This window comes from Roseovarius sp. MBR-78, from assembly GCF_040547535.1.
GTDB lineage: Bacteria > Pseudomonadota > Alphaproteobacteria > Rhodobacterales > Rhodobacteraceae > Roseovarius.
Window position 1 is genome coordinate 101,509 of the sequence record NZ_JBEPPX010000009.1, and the last position, 17,839, is coordinate 119,347.

The window sequence follows — 17,839 nt, forward strand, 5'->3', positions numbered from 1 at the left end:
GCACCTGCGTGGTGCAGGTGCCGTCACGATGCGCGCTGTACCGCAAGACAGGCAATAACGCGGCGGTGTTATCGGATAACACGGGGCTTTTCGTGGCGCGCAGTGGTGCTATCTATGGTCAAGGAGGGCCTTCATGCGCCTTTATATCGCTCTTTTTGCTTTTCTGGTGGGGGCCATGCCCGATCATAGCCATGCCGACGGCGCGCCCTTGCCCTATAGCCCGCCGCCGCTTTCGGACTATGCGTTTTTCACCGATCAGGTGATGGGCGGTGTCTCGACCGGCGCGGCGCGGGTGGTGGGTGCGGGCGGCGCGCAGCATTTGCACCTGACCGGGGTGGTCAGCACCGAAAATCGCGGCGGTTTCATCCAGGCGCGGGTGCGCCTGCCCGCGCCCCTGCCCGAGGCGGCGCAAGGCGTGGTGCTGCGGGTCAAGGGCAATGGCGGGCGCTATTTCGTTCATCTGCGCACGCGTGGAACGGTGCTGCCGTGGCAGTATTACCAGGCCGGGTTCGAGACCACGGGCGCGTGGCAGGACCTGCGCCTGCCCTTCACCGATTTCGTGCCCTCGGGCGCGCTCTTGCGCGCCACGCCGCGCCCCGAGACGGTGACGAGCCTTGCCGCCGTCGCCTACGGGCGCGACCATGAGGCGGACCTGTCATTCCGGTGGGTTGGGCTTTACTGATCGGCTTTGTGGAATCTGGTGGCGGAACATGTGGATAACCGGGCGGTTTAGGTTGCTTTAGGTAAACTGCTCGCGCAGCAGCCGTTCCTCCAGCCCATGCCCCGGATCGAACAGGATACGGTGCGAGATATCAGTGCGCGAGCGTATCTCGACCCAAGTCACGCTTTCCACCCAGCGGCTATCGGCATCGGCCATCACCGGGCGCTTGTCCGGCTCGATCACGTCAAAGCGCACGCAGGCCGTCTTGGGCAGAAGTGCGCCGCGCCAGCGCCGGGGGCGGAAGGCGGCGACGGCGGTAAGTGCCAGCACATCCGAGCCGATGGGCAGGATCGGCCCGTGGGCGGAATAGTTGTAGGCGGTGGAGCCCGCGGGCGTGGACACAAGCGCCCCGTCGCAGATCAATTCCTCCAGCCGCAACCGCCCGTCGATGCTGATGCGCAGCTTGGCCGCCTGCGGGCCTGCGCGCAGCAGCGAGACCTCGTTGATGGCCAGCGCCTCGTGGAGGGTGCCGTCATTGGCCTCGGCGCGCATGGCCAGCGGGTTGATGACCTCTTCCTCGGCGCGGGCAAGGCGCTCTGGCAGGTCGGTTTCGTTGTAATCGTTCATCAAGAACCCGACCGTGCCGCGATTCATCCCGTAAACCGGCGTATCGAGCGCCTGCGTGCGGTGCAGCGTGTGCAGCATGAACCCGTCGCCGCCAAGCGCCACGATCACATCGGCCTGCGGCTCGGGCGTGGTGCCGAAACGGGCGACGAGGGCCGCGCGCGCGGTCTGGGCGCTGGGCACGTCGCTGGCGACAAAGGCGATCTTGTGGGGCATCGGGCGTCCTCGCGGCTTGGGCCGGGATCGAACCACACTTCGCCGCTCAAGACCAGCCATGCCGGTGGGACGGGTGGATGTGTCGCTTTGCGATCTTTCCTTGGCGGGGGCTTTCCGCTAGGTGAGCGTCAAAACCATCTTCTTGCGGAGGATATTCCATGCCCCATGACGGACACCGGCCCACGACCGATAACGGTTTCTTTACCGAGGCGCTGGCCTCGCGCGACCCTGAAATTGCCCGCGCGATCGGGCAAGAGCTTGGCCGCCAGCGCGACGAGATCGAGCTGATCGCCAGCGAGAATATCGTGAGCGCCGCCGTGATGGCGGCGCAGGGCTCGGTGATGACCAACAAATACGCCGAGGGCTATCCGGGGCGGCGCTATTATGGCGGGTGCCAATATGTGGATATCGCAGAAAATCTGGCGATCGAGCGGGCGTGCCAATTGTTCGGGTGTGGCTTTGCCAATGTGCAGCCCAATTCCGGTAGCCAAGCCAATCAGGGTGTTTTCACCGCGCTTCTGAAACCCGGCGATACCATCCTCGGGATGAGCCTTGATGCTGGCGGTCACCTGACGCATGGTGCCGCGCCCAACCAATCGGGCAAGTGGTTCAACGCGGTGCAATACGGTGTGCGGCGTGAGGACAACCTGATTGATTACGATCAGGTTCAGGCGCTCGCGACCGAGCATCAGCCCAAGCTCATCATCGCCGGCGGCTCGGCCATCCCGCGCCGGATCGACTTTGCCAGGATGCGCGAAATCGCTGACAGTGTGGGTGCCTATCTGCATGTGGACATGGCGCATTTCGCGGGTCTGGTGGCGGCGGGCGAACATCCCAGCCCCTTCCCCCACGCGCATGTGGCCACCACCACCACGCACAAGACGCTGCGCGGCCCGCGTGGTGGCATGATCCTCACCAATGACGAGGCGCTGGCCAAGAAATTCAACTCGGCCATTTTCCCCGGCATTCAGGGCGGCCCGCTGATGCATGTCATCGCCGCCAAGGCGGTGGCCTTTGGCGAGGCGCTGCGGCCCGAGTTCAAGGACTATATCAAGGCGGTGATCGCCAATGCGCAGGCGCTGTCGGATCAACTCATCAAGGGCGGTCTGGATACTGTGACGCATGGCACCGATACCCATGTCGTGCTGGTCGATCTGCGCCCCAAGGGCGTGACCGGCAATATTGTCGACAAGGCGCTGGGGCGCGCGCATATCACCTGCAACAAGAACGGCGTGCCGTTCGATCCCGAAAAGCCCACCGTCACCAGCGGTATCCGCCTTGGCTCGCCCGCGGGCACGACCCGCGGCTTTGGCGAGGCGGAATTCCGCCAGATCGCCGATTGGATCATCGAGGTGGTGGACGGGCTGGCGGCCAATGGCACCGAGGGCAACGGCGCGGTCGAGAACAAGGTGCGCGCCGAGGTGGCCGCGCTTTGCGCGCGCTTCCCGCTCTATCCCGGCCTGTAACCGGCGCAGCGGGTCATCGCACCCGTCGGTGGCTCCGCCGTCACTCGATAAGCGGCGCGCTCAGGGCGAGATAGGCCTTGGCCGCCGCCCTGAGCGCATCCGGGTCATCGCCCTCGGATGATTGGTGCACCTCTTCCAGCGCGGCGGCGATCTCTTCCACCTCCGTAGCGATGCGCGCCACGGCGTTTTCCATCGTGTAGGTGTATTCGTGTATCTCATCCATGTCCTGCACGCCCAGCATGTCGCGGGCCAGGACCGTTTCAACCCTGGCATCATAGTCTGCGAGGGTCGCCAGCGCCTCGGCAAGCGTCTGCGATGGCTCGGCGGCGTAATGGCTGATCTCTTCCGCCGCGAAGGCGGGCAGGGGGGCAAGGCCGAGGGCGATTGTGGCGGCGAGGGTGGTCAGGCGCATGGTGCGATCCTTCTGGTTTGATATACCCGAGTAATTTAATAAGAAATAAACTGTGCTGCCGCAACCCCCTTTTGCGCCGCCGCCCTTGGCCGCGCGCGAGACCGGCATAAATAACGGGTATGAGCGATAACAGACCAACCGAAACCCACGTTCTTTACAACGCGCGCTGCCCAGTCTGTCGGGCGGAGATCGACCATTACCGCAGCTATGCCGAGGCGCGGGGCCTGCCCTTGGTGTTTCACGATCTGGGCACACGCGATCTTGCCTCCTGGGGGATTGACGAGGATGCCGCCGCGCGGCGGCTTCATGTGCGGCAGGGCGGGCGCGTACTCTCGGGGGTTGATGCCTTTCTTGCGCTGTGGCGCGCCATGCCGCGCTATCGCTGGCTTGCGCGGATCGTGGCGCTGCCGGGGCTGCGCCTGCTTGCGCATCAGGTCTATGAGCGCGTTCTTGCGCCGCGGCTTTACGCGCGTCATGTCGCACGAATGCACCGGTTGCGCCCCGATCACACCGCATGAGCGCAAAAAATTTCAGGATATTGATGAAATGTCAGGATTTTCGTGCCACGGTGAAGGAATGAAGGAGATGTCTTATCCCGCCTATACCCCGTCCGAGCGTATCGCCGATGGCGTGGTGCATGTCGCGGGGTTTGTCGCGGCGCTTGCCGGGGTGGCGGCGGTTTATTCATTCTGGGCACCCAACATGGACGGGGTGACCTTCTTTGCGCTCACGGTCTATTCGCTGTCGCTTCTTGCGATGCTGGGGGCCTCGGCAAGCTATCACCTGCTCGCGCATACGCCGCTGCGCCCGCTCCTGCGGCGGCTCGATCACGCGGCGATCTATGTAAAGATTGCGGGCACCTTTACCCCCTTGGGTATCCTGCTTGGTTCCGCCTTCGGCTATGCGGTGGTTGCGGGCGTCTGGGCGCTTGCCGGTTTCGGCGCGCTGTCCAAGCTGCGGATGCCGCGCGGCGCGATGACGACGGGATGGCTGCCTTACATGGTGCTGGCTTGGGCGGGGGTTGCGCTGCTCTTGCCGCTCTCGGGGGTGCTGCCGGGGATCAGCCTTGCCTTTATCATCGGGGGCGGGCTGCTCTATTCGGTCGGCGTGATCTTCTACGCGTGGGAATCGCTGCGATTCGCCAACGCGATCTGGCACGCCTTCGTGGCGCTGGCCTCGGCGTGCTTCTTCATAGGTATCAACACGGCGGTTGCCGCCGCGCTGTGATCTTGCGGCTGGGCGTCAAGCCTGCGGCTCAGCCCTCTTGTCGGGTCGCGAGATCCGCCAGAAGAGCGGCATTGCGGCAATAGTCAGGGGCAGCGGCACCGTCCTCATGCGCGGCAAGCCAATGTTCGCAGGCGTCTGGCGCGGCGCATCCAGTACAAGAGAGAATCGCATCGTCAAGCGCATCTGGCGTCAGGTGTCCGGCCATCATTGTGGCTTCAAGATCAACGCCTTGCGCTGTGGCCATTCGATCCACGAGATCGGCATGACGCATGAGAGTGCGGCTGTTTTGCATGACTTGTCTCCTTTTCTCAGGCCGCAAATCTGCCACGCCCCCCGGCCTGCGTCCTTGATCTCTGTCAAAGCCCCGCCGCCACCCGCCGCACCGTTTCCACCCTTTGCGCATTGGGCGGATGGCTCCCGAGGAACCGGTTTCCGGGGTCGGGTATCTGCGAAAAGAACGCCACCCCCCGAACCGGATCATAGCCCGAGCCATGCGCGATCACCGCGCCAAGCGCGTCTGCCTCCAATTCGAATTCCTTGGAAAAGACACGCCCGCCAACACCGGCACCGGCGTTCACCGCTTGATCGACGACGCCTTGCCCGGCCCCTGCGGCGGCGGCGATCCCGCCAAGGATGAGCGCCCCCACCGCCGCGCTCTGCTGTTGGCGCGGGATATGGCCCGAGATGTGATGGGCGGCCTCGTGCCCCATGACAAAGGCCAACTCGTCGGCATTGCGCACCGACGCGACCATCGGCAGCGTGAAGGCAAGGATCGGCCGCCCGCCGCGATCGAGCGTCTGGTAGGCGTTGACGGGCTGGCCCGGCCGGTCATCCACCACGATCCGGAAATCGCAATTGCTGCGCGGCGCGCGGGCGCGGCAGGTGCGCTCTGCCACCGGCTCGACCCGCTGCACCACCGAGAGGAACCGCTCGACATGCGCGCGCGTGACCGTGGGCACGGGGCGCTGCGCGGCGGCGGGTTGTGATGGCGACCGCTGCGGCTGGCTGGTCTCGACGACCTCGACACAAGAGGCGGTGATGACAAGGGCAAGGCAGGATATCCAGCGCATGTTGGCTCCTCAGATACATCTGTTTGAGGGTTTGTAGCAGGGTTGCGCCGCCCTGCCAGCCCCGGACGCGCCGCCGATAAGCGGTTTGCAATTCGTCGCCCAACCGTTAGCCTGCTCCCATGTTTTCAATCGAGCACGATTTCGACTCGACCGTCATCACCCTTGTCGACGAGGGGCCCGCCCCCTTGCAGGAGGATGTCATCGTCAACGCCTTCGAGGAATGCGTGACCGTCGAGCAATACGACCCGCGCACCGATACCGTGCTGCGGATCACCCTCTCGATGAGCCAGATGCGCGACCTCGGGGCCGCGCTTGATCTGCCCGAGGGCGTGTATCTTCGCGAGCCGGGGGGCTGAGCACTCTCAGCGGCCCAGCGTCCTCAGCATCTCGGTCGCGGCGGCGGCGGGGGTGATCCCCCCCTCGGCCACGGCCCGCGCATAGCGCTCGATTGCCGCCCGTGCCTCTGGTGTGTTGAGCCGCGCGAGCAAGCCCTGCTTCAGTTCCTCGAGAAACCAGCTTTGCGCCTGCGCCGCCCGCCGGGCGGCGAAATGCCCCTCGGCCCGGCGCCAGTCGATCAGACCGCGCATCTCCTGCCATGCCTCGGCCAGCCCGTCATCGGCAAGGGCCGAGACGCAGAGCGCCTTGGGAAAGCCCTCGGGATCCTGCGTGCGTTTGCGCAAAAGCCGCAGGGCACCGGCGTAATCCGACCGGGTCCGCTGCGCCGCCGGTTTGAGATCGCCATCGGCCTTGTTGACAAGGATCAGGTCGGCAATCTCCATGATCCCGCGCTTCACGCCCTGCAACTCGTCGCCCCCCGCCGGGGCCATCAGCAGCACGAAGATATCCGACATCTCGGCCACCACCGTCTCGGACTGGCCCACGCCGACCGTCTCGATCAGCACCACGTCGAACCCGGCCGCCTCGCAGAGCGCCACCGCCTCGCGCGTGCGCCGCGCCACGCCGCCAAGGTGCGACCGGCTCGGCGAGGGGCGGATAAAGGCGTTCGGGTCGCGCGACAGCCGCTCCATCCGCGTCTTGTCGCCCAGGATCGAGCCGCCCGACCGCGCCGAGGAGGGATCGACGGCGAGCACCGCCACCTTCAGGCCCTGCCCGGTGAGCATCAGGCCGAAGCTCTCGATAAAGGTGGATTTGCCCACCCCCGGCGTGCCCGAAAGGCCGATCCGCAGCGCCTCGCGCCCCGATCCGCGCACAGCCTCCAGAAGCGCGGTGGCCTCAGCGCGGTGATCGTCGCGCGCGCTCTCGATCAGCGTGATCGCCCGCGCCAGCGCCCGCCGGTCGCCCGCGATGATCTGCTTGCTTGTCTCTTGGGTATCCATGCGCCTGCCGGATTGCTATCTCTGCCCGCACCTTCATGCCTTGGCGGTGCGGCAAATGTCCAGACCGGGGCGCGCGCCCGCGTCTTCTTCTTGGTCCAAATACCCATAACTCATGCGTCTGCCACTCAAGGTGGACTGGGTATTTTTGCCAAGAAGAAACCATGCGGCTCCCCGCTCTGGCCAAACGCGCGCACCTCGCCGATAACCGGGGCATGACCACGGCGCTGCCCATCCTTGACGCGATCCCCGATCTGATCTGCGCGCTGCGCGGACAGGGCCGCGCCGTGCTTCAGGCCCCGCCCGGTGCGGGCAAGACCACGGTGGTGCCGCTTGAGATGCTGCGCGCGGGGCTGACGGAGGGCCGCATCGTCATGCTCGAGCCGCGCCGCCTTGCCGCGCGCGCCGCCGCCGAGCGCATGGCCGAGAGCCTTGGGGAGCGCGTGGGCGAGACCGTGGGCTATCGCATCCGGGGCGAGGCGAAACTGTCGCGCACGACCCGGATCGAGGTTGTGACCGAGGGTATCCTGACCCGGATGATTCAGTCCGCGCCGGACCTGCCCGGCGTGGGCGCGGTGATTTTCGACGAGTTTCACGAACGCTCGCTCAACGCCGATCTGGGCCTTGCGCTGTGCCTCGAGGTGGCCGGGGCACTGCGCGATGATCTGATCCTTGTGGCGATGTCGGCCACGCTTGATGCCGACCCGGTGGCGCGGCTGATGGCGGCGCCGCTTGTCACCTCTTCGGGGCGCAGTTTCCCGGTCGAGGCCCGTTGGCTCGACCGGCCCCGGCCCCGGCGGCAACGCATCGAGGAGGCGGTGGCCGATCTGGTGGTCGAGGCGGTGGGCTGCACTTCGGGGGGCGTGCTGGTGTTTTTGCCCGGCGAGGGCGAGATCCGGCGCTGCGAGGGGCTTCTGAACGGCCGGCTGCCGCCCGAGTGCCAGATCAGGCCGCTCTTTGGCGCGATGGCGTTTGCCGCGCAGCGGGCCGCCATCGCGCCGCTGGCACAGGGCCGCAAGATCGTGCTCGCCACCGCCATTGCCGAGACCTCGCTGACGATTGAGGATATCCGCGTGGTGGTGGATGCGGGCCGTGCGCGCCGCGCGCGGTTCGATCCCGCATCGGGCATGTCGCGGCTGGTGACCGAGCCGGTGACCCGCGCCGAGGCCACGCAGCGCGCGGGCCGCGCGGGCCGCGTGGCTGAAGGCGTCTGCTACCGGCTCTGGACGCGCGGCGAGGAGGGCGCGCTCGCCCCGTTTCCGCCGCCCGAGATCGCGGCGGCGGATCTGGCCGGGCTGGCGCTCGATCTGGCGCTGTGGGGGGCGGAGCCGGAGGCGCTGCCGTTTCTCACGCCGCCCAATCCGGGCAGTTTCGCCGAGGCGCGCGCGCTGCTTGCGATGCTGGGGGCGCTGGATGCAAAGGGGCGCATCACCGATCACGGGCGCGCCCTTGCCGCGCTGCCGCTTCATCCGCGGCTGGCGCATATGCTGGCGGTGGCCGGGCCGGAGGCCGCACCGCTTGCCGCGCTGCTGGCGGATCGCGATCCCTTGGGGCGGGGCGCGCCGGTGGATCTGGCGCTGCGCCTTGCCGCCGTGCGCGACCCCCGCGCCTATGCCGAACGCCACCCGCATGAGGCTAATCGCGGCACGGTGGAGCGCATCAGGACCGAGGCCAAGCGCCTCGCGCGGCAGGCGCGGGGCAGGGGGGCGGCGGCGATGTCGCCCGCCGAATGCGCCGCGCTCGCCTATCCCGACCGGATCGGGCTGCGGCGTAAGGGGGAGGCTGCGCGCTTCGTGCTCTCGGGGGGCAAGGGGGCGGTGATGCCCGAGGGCGATCCGATGTCGGGCGCGCGCCTGATCGTGGCGACCGACCTTGACGGCGACCCGCGCGAGGCGCGCATCCGGCAGGCCATCGCGATTAGCGACGCCGAGATACGCGCGCTTTATGGCGGGCAGATCGGCTGGCACGACCTGTGCCACTGGGACCGGCGCACCCGGCGGGTGGAGACGCGGCGGCAGGAACGGCTTGGCGCGCTCGTCCTCGATGACCGGCGCTGGGACGATGCGCCGCCCGAGGCGGTCGCGCGGGCCATGCTCGACGGGGTGCGCGATCTCGGCTTTGTCTGGAGCGACGCCGCCCGCCGCCTTGCCGCCCGCGTGATGCTCTGCCGCGCGGTGCTGCCCGATCTGCCCGATATGTCCGAGGCCGCGCTTATGAGCGATCTGGAGGTGTGGCTCCTGCCCCATCTCGGGGGTGTGACCACGGCGCAGGACTGGAAGCGGTTCGATATTCTGGATGCGTTGCGTGCGCGTCTGAGCTGGGATCAGATGGCGGCGCTTGACCGCGAGGCCCCAGCGCAGTTCAGCACGCCGCTGGGCCGGAAAATCCCCATCGACTATGCCACCGACCCGCCCGGAATCACCCTGCGCCTGCAAGAGATGTTCGGCCAGACCGCGCATCCGATGGTTGCCGGGCGCGGGTTGCGCGTCACCTTGCTGTCGCCGGGGGGCAAGCCGGTGCAGACCACCGCCGATATTCCCGGCTTCTGGGCCAATTCCTATCACGATGTGCGCAAGCATATGCGCGGGCGTTATCCCCGGCATCCCTGGCCCGAGGATCCGACCGAGGCCGATCCGACGCTGCGGGCCAAGCCGCGCAACAGCCCGCGCAACACGAGGTGATTTGCAAAGCGCCGGATTTTCGCGTAACTTCTGCCTTTATAGAGTAAAAAACAACCTCCCCGAGCAGGGCCGACACCGATGGTAAAAATGCAGACCTTGACCGAGCGCCCCGGCGCGCGCACCGCCTATCCGCCCGAGCGGCAGGTGGCGGCGCTGTGCTGGCGCAAGGAAAAGGGGCGCAAGGAGGTGCTGCTCATCACCAGCCGCGATACCGGGCGCTGGATCGTGCCCAAGGGCTGGCCCATCAAGAGGCTGAGCGATGTGCAATCCGCCCTGCGCGAGGCGTGGGAAGAGGCGGGCGTGCGCGCCGAGGCCGATCATGCGCGCCCCGCCGGGCAGTTCTTTTACGACAAGGCGCTGGAGGATGGCAGCGTCATCCCCATCGTCGCGCATCTCTACAAGGTGCGGCTGCGGGACGGTGATCTTGCGGCGCAGTATCCCGAGGCGGGCCAGCGCAAACGCGTCTGGGTGCCTGCGAAAAAGGCCGCCAAGATGGTGCAGGAGCCGGAGCTGAGTAAAATCCTGCGCAGCCTCTGAGCGCCTGTTCAGAGTGTATCGCGTTCATTTTCATTCACGCGATACACTCTGACGTGTTGATCCCGCATGTTCGAGAAGCTCAAAACCGGTTCCCACTTTTGAGCAACATGCTTCAGACCGGCATCAGCGCCCAGTAATCCAGATCGAGCAGCACATGGGGCAGATATTTGCCGTCCTCGCCCCGGAGCGTGAACGGCTCCCCCCCCTTGGTCGCCACCAGCCGCAGGCGCAGGGCACCGACACCGGGCGCGGTTGTCTCGGCGCGGTCGAGCACCTCGGACCAGGCGCGGATCGTATCGCCCGCGAAACACGGGTTGGCGTGGCTGCCTGCGTTGATCGCGGCGATCATCTGCGCATTGGCCAGCCCATTGAACGACAGCGCGCGGGCCATCGAGATCACATGCCCGCCATAGATCAGCCGCTTGCCATCGGCGCGCAGGCTGGCGTCGAAATGGGTCTTGGCGGTGTTCTGCCAGAGCCGCGTGGCGAGCATGTGCTCGGCCTCCTCGATGGTCACGCCATCGACATGGTCGATCCGCTCACCCACTTCGTAATCGCCCCAGCGATGCGGCTCTCCGGCGAGCGTGAAATCGTAATCGGTGAAATCGAGCCCCGAAGGGATCACGAGATCGCCAGGGTTCACCACCGCCGCCGTATCCGGCACCACGGGCGCGGGCGCGGGGGCGTCAGCGTCGCGCTTGCGCACCATCACCCAGCGGGTGAATTCCATCACCGTTTCGCCGTGCTGGTTGGTCCCTGAGGTGCGCACATAGACCACCCCGGTCTTGCCCGAGGAATTCTGCTTCAGCCCGATCACCTCGGATTGGCTGCGCAGCGTGTCGTCGGGCCAGACCGGTCGCAGCCAGCGCGCCTCGGCATAGCCAAGATTGGCCACGGCATTGAGCGAGATATCGGGCACCGATTTGCCGAATACGATGTGAAACGCGGCCAGATCGTCGAGCGGGCTTGCAGGCAGGCCACAGGCGCGGGCAAATTCGTCCGAGGAATAGAGCGCGTGGCGCGCCGGATAAAGCGCATGATAGAGCGCCCGCTCAGCCCCCGAGACTGTGCGCGGCACCGCGTGGCGGATCACCTCGCCGAGGGTGTAATCCTCGAAGAACCGGCCCGGATTGGTTTTCATCGCTACTGCTCTCCAAGCTTCATGTCGGGCGAATACGCACCCTCTTTTTCCTTTACCACCGCCTGCCCGCAGCGCATCACGCCATTGGCGGCGTCAAAGGCATAGGTGGGATCGCCATAAAGCTCCCAGCCCGCGCTGAGCGCGGCCGTCACCTTGTGGCAAAACGCCGATGTGTCGTCGGCGGATAGAAAGCGGTAGAGTTTCATCGCCTCACCCCGGAAATGGCCAGACGCCCAGCCAGTTGTGGATAAAGGTCATGGCGAAGAACAGCACGAGGGTGATGACCACGAGGATGATATCGCGTTTCGCCTCGCCCGGTGCGGGGCGGTCCCAGTCTTGCGACAGGTTGATGACCACCACCTCCAGCACCGCCCAGGCCAGCATCCCGCCAAAGAGGATCAGCGAGGCCAGATCGCCGTTGACCAGCAGATGCGCCACCGCCCAGACCTTGACGGCGGTCAGTTGCGGATGGCGGATCGCACCGCGCAGCCGCCCCTTGGTGGCGCTCATGCCATAGAGGAACACCGCGCCCAGCATCATCAGGTTGTTGAGATGCACCGTCCATGTGGGCGGGACCCAGATATTGACGAATTCCGCCTGCCGGTAGCCGATCACCATGAGCACCAGGCCGGCGAGGATGCCTACCGCCGCCAGCGCCTTGCCCGCCTTGCCCATTCTTTCGCGCAGGTCCGGGGCCACGCGCTTGAAAAGATGCGCCGCCGTCCACAGGATCAGTCCGAGGATGAGATAGGCCATTGGTCGCTACTCCGCTGCAAGGTCACGTATCGCGCGGGCCTGCGCAAGGATGCGCTCCGCCGTCACCACGTGCAGATTCTCGACGATCTGCCCGTCCACGACCGCGATCCCCTGACCCGAGGCTCGGCTTTCTTCATACGCGGCAATCTGGCGTTCGGCCAGTTCGATTTCGGCCTCGGTGGGGGCAAAGGCGGTGTTGGCGGTCTCGATCTGCGCGGGATGGATCAGCGTCTTGCCGTCAAAGCCCAGATCGCGGCCCTGCTCGCATTCCACGCGCAGCCCGTCCTCGTCCTTGAAGCGGTTATAGACCCCGTCTACCGCCACGATCCGCGCCGCCCGCGCCGCCAGAACGATGCTCTGCAGCGCCAGCATCAGCGGCAGCCGGTCGGGCTGCGCCCGCGTGCGCAGATCCTTGGCCAGATCGTTGGTGCCCGCGACGAGGCCCGCCACGCGCGCATGCGCCGCAATCTCGCGCGCGCCGAGGATCGAGAGCGGCGTTTCCATCATCGCCCAGATCGGCAGATCGGGGCCGATGATGTCCGAAAGCGTGTCGATATCGCTCGCGGCGTTGACCTTGGGCAGCAGGATCGCATCGGCCCCGGCAGCCGCGAAGGCGCGCGCATCCGCCAGCCCCCATTCCGTGCTCAGCGCATTGATCCGCACGATCTTGGCGCGCTTGCCATAGCCGCCCTGCCGCAGCGCTGCGGCCAGCGTGGTGCGGGCCTCTGCCTTGGCATCGGGGGCAACGGCATCCTCCAGATCAAAGATGATCGCGTCGGCGGGCAGGTCTCGCGCCTTTTCCAGCGCGCGCTCCTTGGAGCCGGGGATATAGAGCACCGAGCGATAGGGATGAGAGAGGCTGGCCATGATCTGCACTCGCGGGTTTGGGATATAATCCTGCGCAGACCTGCCACTCTTTGGCATAAAAGTTCAAGCCCTTTCCCGCCGCGATGCAGCAATCGCGGCTTCGTTACCCCTCGTTAACCAAGTCTTCAGCGTTTGCCCGGCATCCTTTGGTGTGACGGCAGGGACCAACATGGGAAAGGGTGTGACGATGACGAAAAAATCTCTGGGCCTGATTGCGGCCCTTGCCTGTCTCGCGACCGGTCCGGCAGCGGCCCAATCGGCGCAATGCGCCCCGCGCGAGGTGGTGGTAGAACGCCTTGCCGAGGCCTATGGCGAAACCCGGCAGGCGATGGGGCTGGGGGCCAATAACGCGGTGATCGAGGTGTTTGCCTCCGGCACATCGGGCAGTTGGACCATCACCGTCACGGGGCCGTCGGGCCTCACCTGCCTGATCGCGGCCGGGCAGGCGTTCGAGGCGATGGCCGACAGACTGCCCGCGCCGGGCAACGACGCCTGAAGGGGGCCTTGAGCGGTCATTGCCGTGAGCCGCGCATCGACGGGCCGCGGCGCGGCGATCCAACGTGAGTTTGGTGGCTCTTTATCGCGCCGAATCCGAAAAACCTCGGAGGATGGCGCAGGTTGCAGCCAAATCGCCGTGCCGAGGGAGCGGCCCGGCGATGCGCGGCGGCGCGCCAAGGCGCGCCTCGATTCCGCGCAAGGGGGCTTTGCCTTGAACGTCCCCTTCAGGCCCATAAACGCCCCCCGTGCCGCATCGGGCAGTTTGTGTCAGATGTCGCGCCCTATATCCCGTCGATCACCAGTTTCGCGCCGGTCACGGTGAGCAATACATAGGTGATCGCAAAGAACGCGCGCTCCGGCACCCTGCGGTGCGCGCGCACGCCGATCCATGCTCCCAAGAGCGCCAGCGGGGCCAGTATTACGTCGATGCGCAGGGTCTCGACCGTGAACAGGCCGAGAAAGCCGTAAGGCACCGCCTTGGCGATGTTGATCACGAAGAAGAGCGCCACCGTGCTGGCCTGATAGCCGGTCTTACCGAGGCCCCGCGACAGCAGGTAGACCGCCGCCGGCGGCCCGCCCGCGTGGCTGACAAAGCTGGTGAACCCCGCGACCGCCCCCGCGATCACCCCCGCCCAGCCGGGTAGAGGCCGCGCCGCGCGCCGGATCACGCCCGCGCGCAACGCCACCTGCCAGCCGACAAACCCGAGCGCGATCGCCCCGATCAAGAGCCGCAGCAGATCGGCATCGGCCACGCGGTAGAACGCGGCCCCCAGCGCCACGCCGGGCAGCCCGCCGAGGATCAGCACCGCCGTCTCGACCGCGCCCCATTGCCGCCAGTAGGGACGCAAGGTGGCGAGGTCGATCAGCATCAGAAGCGGCAGCATGATCCCCAGCGCCATCCCCGGCGGCACCACCAGCGCCAGAATCGCCGCCCCGGCAAAGGCCGCGCCAGAGCCGAATCCGCCCTTGGACACCCCCGCGAACAGCGCGGCAAACGCCCCGGCTGCGAACAGTTCCCATGTCATTGCCATCCTCTAAGCCCCCGGCCTTGCGTCGATAAATCGGCATACAACCGCATACACAAATACCCCATCGCGATCCGCCGAAGCGCGGCGGGCTTGCATGAACGCGCAATTCAGACTACGGCAAGCCGCAACTTTGCAACCCACGGAGACAAATCCAATGGCCAGACCCAAGATCGCGCTGATCGGCGCCGGACAGATCGGCGGCACGCTCGCCCATCTCGCGGCGCTCAAGGAACTCGGCGATGTCGTGCTTTTCGACATTGCCGAAGGCACCCCCGAAGGCAAGGCGCTCGACATTGCCGAATCCGGCCCGTCGGAGGGCTTTGACGCCCATCTCCGGGGCACGCAGGACTATGCCGATATCGCCGGTGCGGATGTCTGCATCGTCACCGCCGGTGTCCCGCGCAAGCCGGGGATGAGCCGCGACGATCTGCTGGGCATCAACCTCAAGGTGATGAAGGCCGTGGGCGAGGGCATCAAGGCCAATGCGCCCGACGCCTTCGTGATCTGCATCACCAACCCGCTCGATGCGATGGTCTGGGCGCTTCAGCAGTTTTCGGGCCTGCCCGCGAACAAGGTCTGCGGCATGGCCGGTGTGCTCGATTCCGCGCGCTTCCGCCACTTCCTCAGCCTTGAATTCGGCGTGTCGATGAAGGATGTGACCGCCTTTGTCCTCGGCGGGCATGGCGATACGATGGTGCCCTCTGTGCGCTATTCCACAGTGGCGGGCATCCCGCTGCCGGACCTGATCGAAATGGGCTGGACCACGCAAGACAAGCTTGACGCGATCCTGCAACGCACCCGCGACGGCGGCGCCGAGATCGTGGGCCTGCTGAAGACCGGCTCGGCCTTCTACGCGCCCGCCACCGCCGCGATCGAGATGGCCGAGGCCTATCTCAAGGATCAGAAACGCGTCCTGCCCTGCGCCGCGTGGTGCAATGGCGAGCTGGGCGTGAAGGGCATGTATGTGGGCGTGCCCACCGTGATCGGCGCGGGCGGCATCGAGCGCATCGTCGAGATCAAGCTCAACAAGGACGAGCAGGTGATGTTCGACAAGTCGGTTGACGCGGTCAAGGGCCTTGTCGACGCCTGCAAGGGGATCGATGGCTCTCTCGCCTGAGTTGGCCAATCATCTATACATGAGCCGGGGCTGGATATTTTCCAGCCCCTGTTTTTTTGGCCGGGCGATTCGTATTGCATCCGTGTTTGTGATCACACGATTTCCCGGTGTGATCACAAAAGGCGGAATTTCACCCAAAATAAACTGAAACCGCAAAAAATCGTTTAAGCTGCGCGTGATTCTATGTCTATACCTGTCCCAATCGCAGCAAAACGGGACGGTTTCATGAATATCCACGAGTATCAGGCCAAGGCGCTCCTGCGCTCTTATGGCGCGCCGGTGTCGGATGGTCGCGTGGTTCTGCGCGGTGAAGAGGCCAAGACCGCCGCAGGCGCGCTCGATGGGCCGCTCTGGGTCGTCAAGGCGCAGATTCACGCAGGCGGGCGCGGCAAGGGCAAGTTCAAGGAAGCCGGGGCCGGCGAGGCGGGCGGTGTGCGTCTTGCCAAATCCGTCGAGGAGGCCGCCGAAGAGGCGCGCCGGATGCTGGGCCGCACGCTGGTCACCAAGCAGACCGGCCCGGCGGGCAAGCAGGTCAACCGCATCTATATCGAGGACGGATCGGGCATCGAGACCGAAATGTATCTCGCGCTGCTGGTGGATCGCGGCACCTCGCGCATCAGCTTTGTTGCCTCGACCGAGGGCGGCATGGATATCGAGGAGGTGGCTGAAAAGACCCCCGAGAAGATCCTCTCGTTCAGCGTCGATCCCGCCACCGGCTATCAGCCGTTCCACGGCCGCCGCATCGCCTTTGCGCTTGGCCTCACCGGTGCGCAGGTCAAGCAATGCGTCGCGCTGATGGGCACGCTTTACCGGCTCTTTGTCGAAAAAGACATGGAGATGCTGGAGATCAACCCGCTGATCGTCACCGACAAGGGCGACCTGAAATGTCTCGACGCCAAGATGGGCTTTGATTCCAACGCGATCTACCGGCATTCGGATATCGCCGAGTTGCGCGACACGACCGAGGAGGATTCCAAGGAGCTGGAAGCCTCGAAATACGACCTCAACTATATCGCGCTCGATGGCGAGATCGGCTGCATGGTCAACGGCGCGGGGCTGGCGATGGCGACGATGGACATCATCAAGCTCTACGGGGCAGAGCCTGCCAACTTCCTCGATGTGGGCGGCGGCGCGACCAAGGAAAAGGTCACCGAGGCGTTCAAGATCATCACGTCTGATCCGCAGGTAAAGGGCATCCTCGTCAACATCTTCGGCGGCATCATGCGCTGCGATGTGATCGCCGAGGGCGTGGTGGCCGCGGTCAAGGAAGTGGGCCTCAAGGTGCCGCTGGTGGTCCGGCTTGAGGGCACCAATGTCGAGAAGGGCAAGGAGATCATCAACAATTCCGGCCTCGACGTGATCGCCGCTGACGATCTCAAGGACGGCGCGCAGAAGATCGTGCAAGCGGTGAAAGGGTGAGCGCCGCCCCGGTGGCATTGCCACCGGCGGGGCGTGCCGGGGCCTGGCCCCGGTGCCGGGTGTGAGGAGCGGATTGCCATGCGCGACGTGTTGAGAGCGGAATTCGAGACCAAGGATTGGTCTGGCCGCAAGGTCGGCTCGCGCTCCGGCGCGGGCTCGACGCTCGAGGCCACCGCCGCGCTTCGCGCCGCGCTTCCGGGGCTGCTTGCGCGCTACGGGGTGAAGCGGTTTCTCGATGCGCCCTGTGGGGATTGGTTCTGGATGCAGCATGTCGATCTGTCGGGCGTCGCCTATATCGGCGGGGATATTTCCGGCGATGTGATCGAGGCGGTGGCAGAGCAGCACGCGGGCGCGGGCCGAGAATTCCGGCATCTCGACATTACCGCCGATCCGCTGCCGCAGGCCGACATGATGATGTGCCGCGATTGCCTGTTTCACCTCAAATGGTGGCTGCGCTGGCGGTTCTTCGAGAATTTCGTGGAAAGCGGCATTCCGTGGCTGCTCACGAGTATGCATCCCACCCCGGTGAACAGGCGGCTGGCGAATAATGGCGGCTTTGCCCCGTTCAACCCCTGCGCCGCCCCGTTCAACCTTGCCGACCCGGTCGAGACGATTTCCGAATCGGGCGAGATCAACCTTGATCCCGCGTTCCTCGCCACCGCGCGCGGCCGCCGTCAGCGCCTTATGGGCGTCTGGTCGCGAGCGCAGGTGGTCGAGGCGCTGGAGCGCCACGCAGCCGAGGAGACCGTGCCCTGACATCCCATCCCCGGAGCGCCGCCAGCGGC

The 17,839-nt window shown here is 66.0% G+C and carries 21 protein-coding genes; 11 read left to right on the forward strand and 10 right to left on the reverse strand.

Annotated elements, in window-relative coordinates; all coding sequences use genetic code 11:
- Positions 1-133: 133 nt before the first annotated feature.
- Complete coding sequence (locus ABIE58_RS09525) at positions 134-682, forward strand: CIA30 family protein (RefSeq protein ID WP_354544479.1); 549 nt, start codon at positions 134-136, stop codon at positions 680-682.
- Positions 683-739: 57 nt separating this feature from the next.
- On the opposite strand, the gene ABIE58_RS09530 is transcribed toward ABIE58_RS09525, so the two are convergent.
- Positions 740-1,501 (reverse strand): NAD kinase, encoded by a 762-nt coding sequence (locus tag ABIE58_RS09530; protein ID WP_354544480.1) that lies wholly within the window; start codon positions 1,499-1,501, stop codon positions 740-742.
- 158 nt (positions 1,502-1,659) lie between these two features.
- Between ABIE58_RS09530 and glyA the strand changes: the two genes are divergently transcribed.
- A complete protein-coding gene (gene glyA, locus ABIE58_RS09535) occupies positions 1,660-2,967 on the forward strand; it encodes a serine hydroxymethyltransferase (protein ID WP_354544481.1) in 1,308 nt (435 codons plus the stop codon).
- Between the two features lie 40 nt (positions 2,968-3,007).
- Here glyA and ABIE58_RS09540 read toward each other — a convergent pair whose 3' ends face one another.
- A complete protein-coding gene (locus ABIE58_RS09540; protein WP_354544482.1) occupies positions 3,008-3,379 on the reverse strand; it encodes a DUF6746 family protein in 372 nt (123 codons plus the stop codon).
- A 119-nt stretch (positions 3,380-3,498) separates the two neighbouring features.
- Between ABIE58_RS09540 and ABIE58_RS09545 the strand changes: the two genes are divergently transcribed.
- Together ABIE58_RS09545 and trhA are read left to right on the forward strand one after the other, a co-directional pair.
- The gene (locus tag ABIE58_RS09545) at positions 3,499-3,897 is read left to right on the forward strand and encodes a thiol-disulfide oxidoreductase DCC family protein (protein WP_354544483.1); all 399 of its coding nucleotides are present in this window, start codon (positions 3,499-3,501) and stop codon (positions 3,895-3,897) included.
- Between the two features lie 58 nt (positions 3,898-3,955).
- The gene (trhA, locus tag ABIE58_RS09550; protein ID WP_354544484.1) at positions 3,956-4,606 is read left to right on the forward strand and encodes a PAQR family membrane homeostasis protein TrhA; all 651 of its coding nucleotides are present in this window, start codon (positions 3,956-3,958) and stop codon (positions 4,604-4,606) included.
- 28 nt (positions 4,607-4,634) lie between these two features.
- Here trhA and ABIE58_RS09555 read toward each other — a convergent pair whose 3' ends face one another.
- Positions 4,635-4,898 carry a DUF6455 family protein gene (locus ABIE58_RS09555; RefSeq protein WP_354544485.1) on the reverse strand — a complete coding sequence of 88 codons (264 nt, stop codon included), beginning with the start codon at positions 4,896-4,898 and terminating at the stop codon, positions 4,635-4,637.
- Between the two features lie 64 nt (positions 4,899-4,962).
- Positions 4,963-5,676 (reverse strand): M48 family metallopeptidase, encoded by a 714-nt coding sequence (locus tag ABIE58_RS09560; RefSeq protein WP_354544486.1) that lies wholly within the window; start codon positions 5,674-5,676, stop codon positions 4,963-4,965.
- A gap of 119 nt (positions 5,677-5,795) precedes the next feature.
- Between ABIE58_RS09560 and ABIE58_RS09565 the strand changes: the two genes are divergently transcribed.
- The gene (locus ABIE58_RS09565) at positions 5,796-6,032 is read left to right on the forward strand and encodes a DUF8831 family protein (RefSeq protein WP_354544487.1); all 237 of its coding nucleotides are present in this window, start codon (positions 5,796-5,798) and stop codon (positions 6,030-6,032) included.
- Between the two features lie 6 nt (positions 6,033-6,038).
- Here the strand turns inward: ABIE58_RS09565 and meaB are convergent, their stop codons facing one another.
- Positions 6,039-7,013, reverse strand: coding sequence for a methylmalonyl Co-A mutase-associated GTPase MeaB (gene meaB, locus ABIE58_RS09570; protein WP_354544488.1), 975 nt, complete (start codon positions 7,011-7,013; stop codon positions 6,039-6,041).
- A 212-nt stretch (positions 7,014-7,225) separates the two neighbouring features.
- On the opposite strand from meaB, the gene hrpB reads away from it, so the two are divergent.
- Positions 7,226-9,691: an ATP-dependent helicase HrpB gene (gene hrpB, locus ABIE58_RS09575; RefSeq protein ID WP_354544533.1), complete on the forward strand. Its 2,466-nt coding sequence runs from the start codon at positions 7,226-7,228 to the stop codon at positions 9,689-9,691.
- Between the two features lie 78 nt (positions 9,692-9,769).
- A complete protein-coding gene (locus ABIE58_RS09580) occupies positions 9,770-10,228 on the forward strand; it encodes an NUDIX hydrolase (RefSeq protein WP_354544489.1) in 459 nt (152 codons plus the stop codon).
- A 112-nt stretch (positions 10,229-10,340) separates the two neighbouring features.
- Here the strand turns inward: ABIE58_RS09580 and ABIE58_RS09585 are convergent, their stop codons facing one another.
- The 4 genes from ABIE58_RS09585 to ABIE58_RS09600 are packed head-to-tail and all read right to left on the reverse strand — an operon-like array spanning position 10,341 to position 12,992.
- Positions 10,341-11,369 (reverse strand): MaoC family dehydratase, encoded by a 1,029-nt coding sequence (locus ABIE58_RS09585; protein ID WP_354544490.1) that lies wholly within the window; start codon positions 11,367-11,369, stop codon positions 10,341-10,343.
- A 2-nt stretch (positions 11,370-11,371) separates the two neighbouring features.
- A complete protein-coding gene (locus tag ABIE58_RS09590; protein ID WP_354544491.1) occupies positions 11,372-11,575 on the reverse strand; it encodes a DUF1737 domain-containing protein in 204 nt (67 codons plus the stop codon).
- A gap of 4 nt (positions 11,576-11,579) precedes the next feature.
- The gene (locus ABIE58_RS09595) at positions 11,580-12,125 is read right to left on the reverse strand and encodes an NnrU family protein (RefSeq protein ID WP_354544492.1); all 546 of its coding nucleotides are present in this window, start codon (positions 12,123-12,125) and stop codon (positions 11,580-11,582) included.
- Positions 12,126-12,131: 6 nt separating this feature from the next.
- Complete coding sequence (locus ABIE58_RS09600) at positions 12,132-12,992, reverse strand: HpcH/HpaI aldolase/citrate lyase family protein (RefSeq protein ID WP_354544493.1); 861 nt, start codon at positions 12,990-12,992, stop codon at positions 12,132-12,134.
- A 187-nt stretch (positions 12,993-13,179) separates the two neighbouring features.
- Between ABIE58_RS09600 and ABIE58_RS09605 the strand changes: the two genes are divergently transcribed.
- Positions 13,180-13,488, forward strand: coding sequence for a hypothetical protein (locus ABIE58_RS09605; protein ID WP_354544494.1), 309 nt, complete (start codon positions 13,180-13,182; stop codon positions 13,486-13,488).
- A gap of 283 nt (positions 13,489-13,771) precedes the next feature.
- Here the strand turns inward: ABIE58_RS09605 and ABIE58_RS09610 are convergent, their stop codons facing one another.
- Positions 13,772-14,521, reverse strand: a complete 750-nt coding sequence (locus ABIE58_RS09610; RefSeq protein ID WP_502950082.1) for a sulfite exporter TauE/SafE family protein — start codon at positions 14,519-14,521, stop codon at positions 13,772-13,774.
- A 151-nt stretch (positions 14,522-14,672) separates the two neighbouring features.
- Here ABIE58_RS09610 and mdh point away from each other — a divergent pair, with 151 nt between their 5' ends.
- From mdh to ABIE58_RS09625, 3 genes are all read left to right on the forward strand, one after another.
- Positions 14,673-15,635 (forward strand): malate dehydrogenase, encoded by a 963-nt coding sequence (gene mdh, locus ABIE58_RS09615; RefSeq protein ID WP_354544496.1) that lies wholly within the window; start codon positions 14,673-14,675, stop codon positions 15,633-15,635.
- Positions 15,636-15,860: 225 nt separating this feature from the next.
- Positions 15,861-17,054 (forward strand): ADP-forming succinate--CoA ligase subunit beta, encoded by a 1,194-nt coding sequence (sucC, locus tag ABIE58_RS09620; protein WP_354544497.1) that lies wholly within the window; start codon positions 15,861-15,863, stop codon positions 17,052-17,054.
- Positions 17,055-17,132: 78 nt separating this feature from the next.
- Positions 17,133-17,810 (forward strand): class I SAM-dependent methyltransferase, encoded by a 678-nt coding sequence (locus ABIE58_RS09625; RefSeq protein WP_354544498.1) that lies wholly within the window; start codon positions 17,133-17,135, stop codon positions 17,808-17,810.
- Positions 17,811-17,839 lie beyond the last annotated feature (29 nt).